General features: G+C 41.7%; 13 protein-coding genes and 1 pseudogene. 8 read left to right on the top strand and 6 right to left on the bottom strand.

Annotated features, from left to right (window positions below; genetic code table 11):
* The first annotated feature begins 3 nt into the window (after positions 1-3).
* The 7 genes and pseudogenes from BK575_RS16315 (at position 4) to BK575_RS16285 (ending at position 7649) form a co-directional block, all read left to right on the top strand.
* Complete coding sequence (locus BK575_RS16315; RefSeq protein WP_139368059.1) at positions 4-1458, top strand: alanine/glycine:cation symporter family protein; 1455 nt, start codon at positions 4-6, stop codon at positions 1456-1458.
* Positions 1459-1825: 367 nt separating this feature from the next.
* Positions 1826-3106, top strand: coding sequence for a histidinol dehydrogenase (gene hisD / locus BK575_RS16310; RefSeq protein ID WP_078411643.1), 1281 nt, complete (start codon positions 1826-1828; stop codon positions 3104-3106).
* A 236-nt stretch (positions 3107-3342) separates the two neighbouring features.
* A pseudogene (locus BK575_RS16305) lies at positions 3343-4099 on the top strand (GntT/GntP/DsdX family permease).
* Between the two features lie 160 nt (positions 4100-4259).
* Positions 4260-5264, top strand: coding sequence for a LacI family DNA-binding transcriptional regulator (locus BK575_RS16300; RefSeq protein WP_078411641.1), 1005 nt, complete (start codon positions 4260-4262; stop codon positions 5262-5264).
* Between the two features lie 243 nt (positions 5265-5507).
* Positions 5508-6485, top strand: a complete 978-nt coding sequence (locus BK575_RS16295) for an NAD(P)H-dependent flavin oxidoreductase (protein ID WP_078411639.1) — start codon at positions 5508-5510, stop codon at positions 6483-6485.
* Positions 6486-6905: 420 nt separating this feature from the next.
* Complete coding sequence (locus BK575_RS16290) at positions 6906-7325, top strand: SRPBCC family protein (protein WP_078411637.1); 420 nt, start codon at positions 6906-6908, stop codon at positions 7323-7325.
* On the top strand, positions 7326-7649 hold the full coding sequence (locus BK575_RS16285; protein ID WP_078411635.1) for an ArsR/SmtB family transcription factor: 324 nt from the start codon (positions 7326-7328) through the stop codon (positions 7647-7649).
* Between the two features lie 74 nt (positions 7650-7723).
* On the opposite strand, the gene BK575_RS28710 is transcribed toward BK575_RS16285, so the two are convergent.
* On the bottom strand, positions 7724-7879 hold the full coding sequence (locus tag BK575_RS28710; RefSeq protein ID WP_169907855.1) for a hypothetical protein: 156 nt from the start codon (positions 7877-7879) through the stop codon (positions 7724-7726).
* 415 nt (positions 7880-8294) lie between these two features.
* Between BK575_RS28710 and rluF the strand changes: the two genes are divergently transcribed.
* Entirely contained in the window at positions 8295-8981 is a 687-nt protein-coding gene (gene rluF / locus BK575_RS16280) for a 23S rRNA pseudouridine(2604) synthase RluF (RefSeq protein ID WP_078411633.1), read from the top strand.
* Positions 8982-9044: 63 nt separating this feature from the next.
* Here rluF and BK575_RS16275 read toward each other — a convergent pair whose 3' ends face one another.
* The 5 genes from BK575_RS16275 to BK575_RS16255 form a co-directional block, all read right to left on the bottom strand.
* Positions 9045-9251 carry a hypothetical protein gene (locus BK575_RS16275; RefSeq protein ID WP_078411631.1) on the bottom strand — a complete coding sequence of 69 codons (207 nt, stop codon included), beginning with the start codon at positions 9249-9251 and terminating at the stop codon, positions 9045-9047.
* Positions 9252-9699: 448 nt separating this feature from the next.
* The gene (locus BK575_RS16270) at positions 9700-10281 is read right to left on the bottom strand and encodes a hypothetical protein (protein ID WP_078411629.1); all 582 of its coding nucleotides are present in this window, start codon (positions 10279-10281) and stop codon (positions 9700-9702) included.
* The gene (locus tag BK575_RS16265) at positions 10274-10756 is read right to left on the bottom strand and encodes a hypothetical protein (RefSeq protein ID WP_078411627.1); all 483 of its coding nucleotides are present in this window, start codon (positions 10754-10756) and stop codon (positions 10274-10276) included. The genes BK575_RS16270 and BK575_RS16265 overlap by 8 nt, the downstream gene beginning before the upstream one ends.
* Before the next feature lie 149 nt (positions 10757-10905).
* Complete coding sequence (locus BK575_RS16260; protein ID WP_078411625.1) at positions 10906-11175, bottom strand: GlsB/YeaQ/YmgE family stress response membrane protein; 270 nt, start codon at positions 11173-11175, stop codon at positions 10906-10908.
* A gap of 207 nt (positions 11176-11382) precedes the next feature.
* Positions 11383-12159 (bottom strand): alpha/beta fold hydrolase, encoded by a 777-nt coding sequence (locus tag BK575_RS16255; RefSeq protein WP_078411620.1) that lies wholly within the window; start codon positions 12157-12159, stop codon positions 11383-11385.
* Positions 12160-12178: the final 19 nt, after the last annotated feature.

Raw genomic sequence — 12178 nt, 5'->3', positions numbered from 1 at the left:
AGTTTGGAACAGTTTGTTGCGAGTTTGAATGAGGTGTTATGGAGCAAGTGGGTCATTTATATCATTTTAGGTGTAGGTCTCATCTTTTCAATTTTAACCCGCTTTTTACAGGTTCGGCTTTTAAAAGACATGGTGAAGCTCATGTTTCAGGGAAAGAGTTCGGAAGCTGGGGTCTCTTCTTTCCAGGCCTTATCGATTGCTTTATCGGGCCGGGTAGGAACAGGTAATATTGCCGGGGTAGCAACGGCCATTGCCTTTGGCGGGCCCGGTGCGGTTTTTTGGATGTGGACAATCGCATTCATTGGTGCTTCAAGTGCGTTTATCGAATCGACATTGGCACAAATTTATAAGGTGAAACAAGACGGGCAATATCGCGGAGGGCCTGCTTACTACATAGAAAAAGGAATGGGCTCAAAATGGTTTGCCGTTCTTTTTGCCTTTGCTGCCCTGATTGCCATGAGTATTCTCATGCCTGGAATTCAATCCAACTCGATTGCTTTAGGCATGAAAAATGCGTTTGGAATCGACCCGATGATTACAGGAATCGTCATTGTTGGTTTATTGGGCTTTATCATTTTTGGCGGAGTGAAGCGTATCGCCAATGTTGCCCAAGTCATCGTTCCATTTATGGCACTCGGATATATTTTAGTATCTGTAATTGTCGTCTTCATGAACATTGGAGAGCTGCCTGGCGTGATTGCCCTGATAATTAAAAGCGCTTTTGCGTTAGATTCTGCCTTCGGCGGACTAATCGGGATGGCCATTTCCTGGGGAGTGAAACGCGGGATTTATTCTAATGAAGCAGGCCAGGGTACAGGACCTCATCCGGCAGCTGCCGCAGAAGTATCCCATCCGGCTAAACAAGGGTTAGTACAGGCATTTTCCGTCTATATTGACACGTTGTTTGTATGTTCTGCTACGGCATTTATGATTTTGTTTACGGGAATGTATAACACCCAAGCGCCGGATGGCACGTTCATCGTCCAAAATTTACAGGGAATAGAGCCTGGACCCGGCTACACACAGGCTGCCATTGAAACGGTGATACCAGGATTCGGAGCAGGGTTCGTTGCGATCGCATTGTTTTTCTTCGCTTTTACAACCATTATGGCATATTATTACATTGCTGAGACGAATATTGCTTATTTAGCACGCAGCAACAATAGTAAATGGGCTATGCTTTTATTAAAAGTGGTTTTACTCGGCGCAACATTCTACGGTTCTGTGAAAACCGCGGCATTGGCCTGGGCATTAGGGGATGTTGGCCTGGGGATTATGGTATGGCTGAATGTCATCGCCATTGTCATTCTCGCGAAACCGGCCATTAAAGCATTGAAAGATTATGAACAGCAGAAAAAACAAGGGCTTGATCCTGTCTTTAATCCAAAAGCACTGGGGATCAAAAATGCAGATTTCTGGGAGACGGAGTACAAAAAAGATCAGGGAAGAGCTTCATAAGAACTGAATCGTCTATGATAGATTCATAAAGTGATAATCCTTTTGGCTCCCATGCCAAAAGGATTGTCTATGAGAAGTTGAAATATTTCTTAAAATTTGATTTGCAAACACTTCCAAAAAATTATTGACAATTGAAAGCGCTTCAATTATTCTGTTAGTAGATGGAATGAAATGAATTTTCTGACTTATTCTTTAGTAAAATACTATACTTTCATTCCAATAAGTAAAGGGATAAAAGTTATCTCTTTTTAATTCTGAAATATTGCATACGTATGCAAAAGAAGTTATTTAAAAAATTACATGAGAATGTAATTTTTAATTTTAAACTTATGCATACGTATTCAAATACTTATGAGGAGGATTTATCATGGCAAAGTTTTTAAAACAAGGGAAAACACAAGAAGAAATCGCGCAAAATGATGCACAAGTATCCGAGACTGTACGTCAAACCATTGCACGTATTGAAACAGAAGGGGATGCGGCTGTAAGAGAGCTGTCCGAGCAGTTTGACAAATGGTCACCGGAAAGCTTCAGACTCACTCAAGAGCAAATTGAGGAAATCATCATCAGCGTGCCGGAGCAAACGATTGAAGATATTAAATTTGCTCAAAGCAATGTAAGACGTTTTGCTGAAGAGCAACGAAAATCAATGGTCGATATTGAGGTGGAAACATTGCCGGGCGTCATTCTCGGCCACAAAAACATCCCGGTAAACAGCGTAGGCTGCTATATTCCAGGTGGACGTTACCCAATGGTTGCTTCCGCACATATGAGTGTTCTCACTGCGAAAGTGGCAGGAGTTAAACGCGTGATCGCTTGTACACCTCCAATCCGCGGTGATATTCCTGCAGCGACAGTTGCGGCCATGCATATGGCGGGAGCGGATGAAATTTACATCCTTGGCGGCATTCAGGCAATGGCTGCAATGGCAGTCGGTACCGAAACGATTGAAGCTGTTGACATGCTTGTCGGCCCTGGTAATGCCTATGTAGCAGAAGCAAAACGCCAATTGTACGGACGTGTCGGAATCGACCTTTTCGCAGGTCCTACTGAGACATTGGTTGTGGCAGACGAAACGGCTGATGCTGAAATGATTGCGACAGATCTTTTAGGCCAGGGAGAGCATGGACCAACATCACCAGGTGCTTTAATCACGACTTCCGAAAAATTAGCACAGGAAACATTAGTCGAAATCGAGCGTCAGCTGCAAATTCTTCTGACTGCCGATGTAGCACGTGTATCATGGGAAGATTACGGAAAAATTATTCTTGTTGAGAATGAAGAAGAAGCATTAGTGGAAGCAGATAAATTGGCTTACGAGCATGTTGAAATTTTAACGAAAGATCCTGACTATTTCTTAAATAACATGACAAACTATGGCTGCTTATTCCTTGGGCCGGAAACAAATGTTGCTTATGGCGATAAAGTCATCGGTACAAACCATACTCTACCGACAAAAGGCGCAGCACGCTATACAGGCGGCCTTTGGGTAGGTAAATTCCTGAAAACTTGCACATATCAAAAGGTTACCGAAGAAGCGAGTGCTTATATCGGTGAATACGCGGCTCGACTTTGCCAGCTTGAAAACTTTGCAGGACATGCTGAACAAGCGTTGCTTCGTGTACGTCGTTACGGGAAGAAGCAGTAATCGCGTTTAGATAGGAAACTCCCATTGAATCAGCGGGGAATATACAGGTCCCGCTGATTCAATGTTTACCTTAAGCGAAATGGGTCATTTTACTCTGTTAAACAAATGAAAAACGATCATAACATGGGATGATTGTTTTGCAAATGGGAGTATGTAAAGAAATTCAGGCTCTTTCACTTCTAAAAGTTCCACTAGAGAAGGGCCTTGCGGTAAGGGATAGAAAGGGGGAGAACGATTTGATCAGCATGATTGGCCTTATAGGGGGATTGGTGCTCCTTACAGTATTAACAATGCGCGGAATGAACCTTCTTATTGTCGCGCCTATATCGGCATTATTTGTGGCTGTGCTAAATGGGCTGCCATTGTTTCCGCAGTTAGCGGCAGAAGGGGAAGCGAACTTTCTTACAAACTATATGGGCGGGTTCGCAGGGTTCATTACATCATGGTATTTAATGTTTTTAATTGGAGCAATATTTGGGAAGTTAATGGAAGACAGCGGAGCAGCAGACAGTGTTTCAAAATGGATTGTTCAAAAAATTGGAATGAAAAATGCGGTTATGGCATTGTTATGGCGTGTGCCGTGTTGACGTATGGAGGAGTCAGCTTATTCGTAGTTGCTTTTTCGGTTTATCCGATGGCAATCAGTTTATTTAAAGAAGCATTCCTGGAAGTCCTTTAATTGGCAGTGCGCTTGCCGTATGTGTTATTGCCGGTCTGACAGGCTCAGCATCGGGTGGTCAATCAATCGCTTTACCGCTCCTTGCACCCCACTATCTTGATATGGGAGTGAATCCAGAATCACTGCACAGGGTCGTTGCCATTTCTTCGGGTTCTCTTGATTCACTTCCGCATGGAGGATACGTTGTTACAACGATTCGGGCGATCGCAGGGGAAACACATAAGGATGCTTATCCGGCTTTCGGTGCTTTAACGGTAGTCGTTCCATTATTAGGTGTCATACTGGCAATCATTCTATTTTCATTAGGACTGTAAATGGTTTACTTTTTCATCCACCGGGGAGCCTTTTCATTATGAGAAGGCTCCCTCATGCTGTCTATATCGACTGTTCAAATTGTAGTATTCAAACGGCTTATGAACCATTAAAATAAAGACATACTTATGAATGAACCAATGATTAGAAGGGGAGATGGCCTTGAAGAAAAAACAGGTCAATGCCACGGAGGTCGCCCGATTGGCCGGTGTTTCGCAGTCAACGGTTTCAAGGGTTTTTACTCCTGGGGCAAACGTGTCCGAAAAGGCCCGCCGCCGGGTACTGGAAGCAGCCAAAGAGTTAGGGTATCGTCCGAATGCGCTGGCAAGAGGATTGATTATGAATAAAACAAATATGATTGGGCTTGTCATGGGGAATATTCAAAATCCCTTCTATCCGGAAATTTTGGACAAGTTTACAAAAGGATTAGGTGAAAAAGGGTATCATGTTCTCTTTGTCCACACGGAAAATGATGAGATTCAACAAGAGGAAATCTCGCAGTTCCTTGAATATAATGTCGAAGGAGTCATCGTGACAGATGCCTTATTATCTTCAAACGTTGTATCTAATCTTTCGGAAAACGATATACCAGTTGTCTTGTTCAATCGTTATATTAAAGACTTTCCATGTCATTTTGTTTGCTGCGATAATTACAATGCAGGCAAGAAAATCGGTAAGTATTTACTGAAGCAAGGACATCGGCAATTCGCTTATATCGCGGGGCACAGGAATACCTCGACGAGCTATGATCGTGAACGCGGGTTTCGTGAAGTGCTTGGCCGGCAAGCCATTGAGCCTGCTGTAGAGGAAGGACATTACACATATGAAGAGGCATATCAAGCCGCTTTGCGTTTGTTAAAAGGAAGTCAGCGGCCTGACGCTATCTTTTGTGCGAATGATATTATGGCGTTAGGAGCAGTGGATGCGGCCAAATCTTTAAGTCTAACGATTCCGAAAGATGTATCCATTGTCGGGTTCGATGATATTACAATGGCTTCATGGCCTCCATATTCTTTAACGACATGGCAGCAGCCCGTAGATGAAATGATTGACGCGACAATCCGTATATTGTTGAGTGAAATCGATGAGGAAAAGGAAGAACCCGTTTCCGTCTTGATTCCCGGAAAACTAATCGAAAGAACATCTGTCAAGTCTTTCGGAAAATAGCATGGTATATTCCCTTAGTCTTAGGTGAGGGGGCACCTGTTTTGTATTTGACTTTGTTAAAGGACATTGTTCTTCATACAGCTAGGTAAGGGTTATTGAAGAAATGGGCTGCCGTCGGGCGGTCTTTTTGTTATTGGACTGCAGCAAGCACTTCTTTTTTAGGAACATTTAAAGGATTCACTATCTTTTCGGTCGAAAAACTAACCTGATGATATAGAATATCTGAAAAGGAGTGGAGAAACGATGAAGACAAGGGTAACGGAGATTTTTGGAATTGAATATCCAATTGTTCAGGGCGGTCTTGCTTACCTTGCTTATGCTGAACTGGCGGCGGCAGTATCGAATGCAGGAGGACTTGGACAAATTACTGCCGCAACGCTGCGTACACCTGAAAAACTTAGGAATGAAATTCGAAAAGTACGTACACTTACCAATAAGCCATTCGCCGTAAACTTTGCTATTGCAAGGCACGACGGACGATATCAGGAATTGCTTGAAGTTGCCATTGAGGAAAAGGTACCTGCGATTTCTATAACAGGAGCTAATCCTCAACCTATTTTTGAACGCATCAAAGGGGAAAATATTCGAACGCTTGTCCTCGTAGCGGGTGTTAGACAGGCACAGAAAGCCGAACAACTCGGCGCTGACGCTGTGATGGCGGTCGGACAAGAAGGCGGAGGACATTTAGGGCGGGATGATATTGGTACAATGGTACTTATTCCTCGTGTTGTAGATTCCGTGTCGATTCCAGTCTTAGCTAGTGGCGGGATTGGCGATGGACGCGGTTTATTGGCGGCTTTTGCACTTGGGGCGGAAGGAATTGAAATGGGTACTCGCTTTATTGCTACTCAAGAGTGCATTCATGCAAACGAGAAATATAAGCAGGCAATCCTTGATGCAAAAGAGACGGATACAGTGATTATTAAAAGAACATTAGGTTCGCCAGGGCGAGTCCTGAGATCTGGATATACTTTGGACATTATCGAACGTGAACAAAAAGGGGAAACCTATGAAGACCTGCAAGATGTGATTAGCGGAAAAGCGAATTGCAGATACATTTACGATGGGAAAGAAACGGAAGGTTTCGGATGGGCTGGACAGGTAATCGGTCTTATCAGCGACATTCCTACGGTTCAGGAGTTATTTAATGAGATAGTTCTAACGGCAGAAAAAGGATGGAGCCGTATGAGTAATATTATCGGAGAGCGAACCCATAAATAATTTTTCACTATATTTATTGACATTATTCCAAATGTTAAGGGTTTCTGGGCACCCCTTTTTTATTAAAAAATATAAGATTATGAAATAATGTGCTTAAACAGGGGTGTTAGTGAAAAAAGGAACAAACGCTGGGACCAAAGAATGGTCCTTTTTCTTTTGATCAACTATCAACACGATCGTTTAATAGAGCCTTACATTTAATTAAATGGAGTTTATGAGGTGAACTGATCGTTTAATAAACTTTACTTACATTTTTATTTATACTTTAAATTCTTTTCTACATTGATTTGTTAAAAGAAACAATGAATAAGAATAAAAGGATGGAGGTAAATTAACATTGACGTGAAACCAAAAGGTGTTATATTATAAAATACGAAACCAAAAGGTGTTATTTTATGCATAGAGAAAAGGAGAAATCACATGGAAACATTACAAGATATAAAGCAAACGATTATTTTTAATGCACCTATTCAAAAAGTATGGGATAAAGTATCAACTTCAGAAGGGATTGCGGCATGGTTCATGCCAAATGATTTCGAACCTAAAGTGGGACATGAGTTTCATTTACAATCTCCTTTCGGGCCATCTCCTTGCAAGGTATTAGAAATTGATGAACCAAACCGACTTTCTTTTTTATGGGATACAGACGGGTGGATTGTTTCATTTATTTTGAAAGAATTAGGTGACAAAACGGAGTTTACTCTTATTCATGGCGGGTGGAAAGAAACGGACACGATTCTTCCAAAAGCGAACGAGAAAAGTTCCGTTATTCGCGATAGAATGGAAAATGGCTGGGCAGGCATTGTGAATGAACGACTGCGAAAGGTTGTTGAGGGATAAGTGGGGGCAGTAAAGCATGATGTATTTCAAGCTATTGCCGACCCAACTCGTAGAGAAGTTCTACGGTTGCTTGCTCATAATGAATTACCCATTTCGGAAATCACCTCACATTTTTCGATAAGTCGTACAGCCATTGCAAAACATCTTCATATCCTGTCCGAAGCCAAATTAGTCAGCGGACGGAAGGCAGGGAGGGAAAAGCTTTATCGGCTGCAGCCAGAGCCCTTAACAGAGTTGCAGCAGTGGCTTTCTTATTATGAGCAGTTTTGGAATAACAAATTATCGATGCTTAAACATGTTGTAGAAAATGATGAGGAAAACTAAAAAAGAGCCGGAATTGAACTGAACTGCGTCCCGGCTCTTTTTTCATTTTGTATGAATGTATAAGGGAATGTGGATCACGCGTTCAAATTCAAATCTTTTGTTTGAATCGCGATGACTTTTCCGCCGATTTTAATATGGGCAACATTACCGAAAACCGCAGTAACAAGTCCATTGAGCGATACTTTTGCGCCAACATTTACGTCTTTTTTATCCATTTGATTATTTGACATGATCAGCACCATCCCATTCATTTTTTAATTTATCCCGCATTAACAGACAGTCAGATTCCTGCTTCGACATTGAGAGTCCTCAGAGAGTGTTAGCAGGGGGAACTGCCCGTAAAGACCGAGCGAAGGAATACAGACTAACACCGCCGCGTTCTGCAGCAAAGTCTGTGTAACCCGCATCGTGCAGGCCTCCACTGATGGAAGTTTCCTTTATTATATATCTTTTTTTCCCGTATGAGAATCTTTATGTTAACCAATATGCAGGAATTTACAGAAAATATTTAAGTATGCAACTTCCCATTATTTACATCGCCCTATATGTGGAGGAGATTTCATGAAAAAAGCAGGAAAATGATTAGTGAGTACCTCGCTGCTTCAAAAAGGTTCATGAGACGAGGCAATAGAGAAGAGGAATGACATGAGAATTAATAAATATATAAGTGAAACCGGGTTTTGTTCGCGCCGTGAAACCGACCGGCTCATTAAAGCGAAACGAATTACCATCAATGGGCATATTTGTGAGGAAGGTGACACGGTTTATCCGGGAGATGTGGTATTGATCGACGGCCAGCCGATTCCAGATAAAGCAGATCCTATTTATATCGCGTTGAATAAACCGCCGGGAATTACATGTACGGCCGGAAAGCATATAGAAGGAAATATTATCGACTTCGTTAACCATCCCAATCGAATTTTTCCGGTCGGCAGGCTCGATAAAGCGTCAGAAGGGTTGATTTTACTGACAAATGACGGAGATATCGTCAATAAGATTTTGCGTTCAGAAAACAATCACGAAAAAGAGTATGTCGTGACAGTAGATAAGCCTTTTACAGATACTTTTTTGCAAGGAATGGCCGGAGGAGTCGAAATTACTGGCGGAAAAACGAATCCCTGTCAGATTTATCGCATTAGCGATGATGTCTTCCGAATTATTTTGACACAGGGGCTTAACCGCCAAATACGCAGAATGTGCCGGTTTTTTGGCTATACTGTGACACGCCTTGAACGGATCCGAATCATGAATATCGAGCTTGACGGTTTGAAGTCGGGACAGTGGCGCGATTTGACAGAGGAGGAACTCGAAAGACTGCTGACATCTTTATAAGGTTTCAAAAGGGCTGTAACCACTCTTCGGTTACAGCCCTTTTGTATTCAAGAAATTACCCGATTATACACCTGTACGCTTACGTTGGTTATTGCGTTTTTTCGTTTGTTGGCTTTTCATGCTTTGAGTCATTTTAACAGGATTAGACTCATTTCTTCCTGTCGCCTGGTTTTGCTTTTTGCTCGCCAGCTTTTGCTTAATCGCTTCCTCCAAATTCACTTTCTTTTTTTCGGGAGCTTTAAGTTCTTGTTCTTTATCTAAATTAGACATATGACGAATCTCCTTTTCTACTGCACTTATCCATAATACTCGTATCTATATTGCTTAATCATTATAATCGAACTCCAGTGATAAAAACAGCTTCACTTGATGGAGAGACATTCACAATCGGTTTTTTAGGCCGCCTGAATTTGCCTTCAAAGGTTCACCTATGCGGATGGCGCCAACCCAGCAAAGGGAGGGACAGCAGCTTAGGTCTAGAAAATATGACATGGCTGGCCTTTGGTCATGTCATATTTTCTAAATTGATCTATATAGTTCAAAAAAATTTCTTGTAATCGATGAAAGATAATGTTATATTTACATAGCGATGAGCTAATTTGTGTAAGTCGACAGACAAGCCTTCGGGCTAAACGTATGGATGTGGCCGTACGGTCTCTCGCCTCAAAACGCATCAAAGACGCCTGTTTTTACAGGCGTCTTTTTATTTTGTCCGTCCCTATTTTCGGATTTCTCGATTCATATGATCCAGTTCATACAGAAATCGGTTTTTCTCATCAAAAAACTGAACCTTCATGTCCCAATACTGCTTCGTATCCTCCGGAAAGGTTTTGGCAAACTGAAAGTATCCATCCGCCGCTATGTTTACGCTTTCCTCTTCGTCTGGCAGCCAGCGTACTTTTACTTTTTTCGCTTTTGGGTCATTTGAATATCCATAAATAGAATAGAAGGGCTGGTCATCGATTGTGGACATTCCCCAAGAGTAAAAGCTAAGTATGTCTTCTTTTCTCTCATTTCCGTAAGAGCCTCCAAGTGGCATCCAAAATAAACCGAAAGGCTTTTTGAAATCGATTTGGTGAAATAAGGCATATTCTTTATCAGCGAACAATACGGAATATAAATGCTGATCTTCAACGATTGAAATAACATTTCCTTTGGAAGGCATTTCCATCACCCGCAGCTGTTGTTGGACTGTTTTCTCTAAATTGAATGGATGAGGGGAAAATCTGTACAGCATGAACCCGAAAAAAAGGAGGATGATTCCCCAGCGAACGAGACGATATATCATGCTTTTACTCAACGTTTTCACCCCCGCCGACTACATACGTAAAAGAGAACGATTCGCCGTACCGATCGGAGGAAAGAGTGATTCGTTCGATATTTTTCGGTAGATTCTCATAATGGTAGTATCCTGTCGTTTGAAAAAGACCCGATGAACTGCCGCCGCCTTTTGAGAACACTGCCGTTTTTCCCGCAGCTGTTTTCACCGTCAAATTCGGATTGCTCGGAATAAAATCGCGGCCTGCCAATAAAATGATGGCTTCGTTCTTTTGCTTGTCATAAATTAGCCCTTTAGAAGACAATTTCTGACCAAAATACATTTGCTCAGGCTGCCGGGGCTCATAGTATGACCCGTTTTGCTTTGCTTCCTTTATAGCGTCAGGATAGTCATACAGCCTATCAATCGGGAGCAGCAGGACAAGCATTGTATAGGCGATGAAGGCAAGCAGTAAATATTCCACGATCGTCAAGAAAATCTTCAGTCCTTTTTTCATGATGACACTTCCTTTTATTTCCTCTTCAACTATATAGTGTAACATACCGGGGAAACCAAAAATAGAAGAAATGTCCGTTTGAATGTGAATAAGCGCCCTGATTCTTCGTCTTGGGAAGAATCAGGGCGCTTACGGGTGTTTACCACCAGTTACGCATGGCGGTGGCCACGATTATGACTCATTTTTCCTAAAATAAAGCTTACGACTAAAACTAAAAGGATGGCACCGATAATGGCTGGGATAATGGCGAATCCGCCCATTTCAGGTCCGAAATCTCCAAAAATCCATGTTCCGACCCATGCTCCGATAAAACCGGCAATAATGTTTCCGATAACGCCTCCTGGGATATCACGCTTTGTAATCACACCTGCAAGCCATCCGATGAGACCTCCAATAATTAAACTCCATAATAGCCCCATAGTTGACAACCTCCTTTTTGATGTAATATGTTTTGTTTACTTGTTTTTACCCGGAATTAGGAAAGATATGCGCCGATTTTAAAAAAAAATGTTGAATGTTAGTGTTAATTTCCCCCATGTTGAACTGAAATGGAGGAAAACGTCACGATGATCTTTTCGCTTCTAAGCTTGCTCTAACAGGATCCGCAAAATGGGGCCTAATCCCATTTATGGATTTTTGGGCTTATTTACAAACTGCTCAATGAGACGGTTCACTTCCATGGCTGCCTTTGTGGGAAGTTGATGTTTGACGTTTTTTATAAATATCAATTCATTGATAGGAAGTTTTTGATTTAATAAATGGGCATAGTGATGAAACGATGTATCTTTTTCTCCGTAGAGCAATAAAACAGGAATTTTGATTTTATTTAATTGAGCCGTGCAATTATAGGACAAGCTGTATTGATAATATTGTTCAATGTTTTTTGCCTTACCTTTTTTGGCATTAATATATAAATCCTTAAATAGCTTGTTTGTATTTGAATTCCTGAAGCAAATCGATAATGCAAGGGTGTCGATTGCGTTCGATTTGGCTAGCATTACTCCCAGCGAAATTTTATTTTTTAGTGCCCAATCTCCCACTTCCGACATGGCTCCTAAAAGGATGCCTCCGCTAGAACGCTCCGGATATGTCAGCAAAAAATCAAGAACGATGGATCCGCCGGTTGAATATCCGCATAGGAAAGCTTTGTCTATTTCCAGATGGTCTAATAGTAGCTTTATATCATGTGAAATTAAAGGGTAAGTTAATGTTTCTTTTGAAAAAGAACTATTCCCATGACCGCGAATATCAAAAATAATAGTTTGAACATTTCTTGATAGCTCATTCATCTGGTATGTAAAGTTGGTACTTGTAAGCAATGGAGGATGAATAAAAATAATGGGTATTCCTTTACCATGAACCTGATAATAAAGATTGACGCCATCTATATTTATGGTTGGCAACGAATGACACCTCCGAAAT

Source organism: Priestia abyssalis (assembly GCF_002019595.1).
GTDB lineage: Bacteria > Bacillota > Bacilli > Bacillales > Bacillaceae_H > Bacillus_BA > Bacillus_BA abyssalis.
Note: the sequence above shows the minus strand (reverse complement) of the source record. Positions and strands in the feature narration are given on the sequence as shown.

Coding starts and splice junctions, on each gene's coding strand:
- BK575_RS16265 (WP_078411627.1), bottom strand. CDS start 10,756: ATGAAAAAAGGACTGAAGATTTTCTTGACGATCGTGGAATATTTACTG.
- BK575_RS28710 (WP_169907855.1), bottom strand. CDS start 7,879: ATGTCAAATAATCAAATGGATAAAAAAGACGTAAATGTTGGCGCAAAA.
- rluF (WP_078411633.1), top strand. CDS start 8,295: ATGAGAATTAATAAATATATAAGTGAAACCGGGTTTTGTTCGCGCCGT.
- BK575_RS16295 (WP_078411639.1), top strand. CDS start 5,508: ATGAAGACAAGGGTAACGGAGATTTTTGGAATTGAATATCCAATTGTT.
- BK575_RS16260 (WP_078411625.1), bottom strand. CDS start 11,175: ATGGGGCTATTATGGAGTTTAATTATTGGAGGTCTCATCGGATGGCTT.
- hisD (WP_078411643.1), top strand. CDS start 1,826: ATGGCAAAGTTTTTAAAACAAGGGAAAACACAAGAAGAAATCGCGCAA.
- BK575_RS16290 (WP_078411637.1), top strand. CDS start 6,906: ATGGAAACATTACAAGATATAAAGCAAACGATTATTTTTAATGCACCT.
- BK575_RS16275 (WP_078411631.1), bottom strand. CDS start 9,251: ATGTCTAATTTAGATAAAGAACAAGAACTTAAAGCTCCCGAAAAAAAG.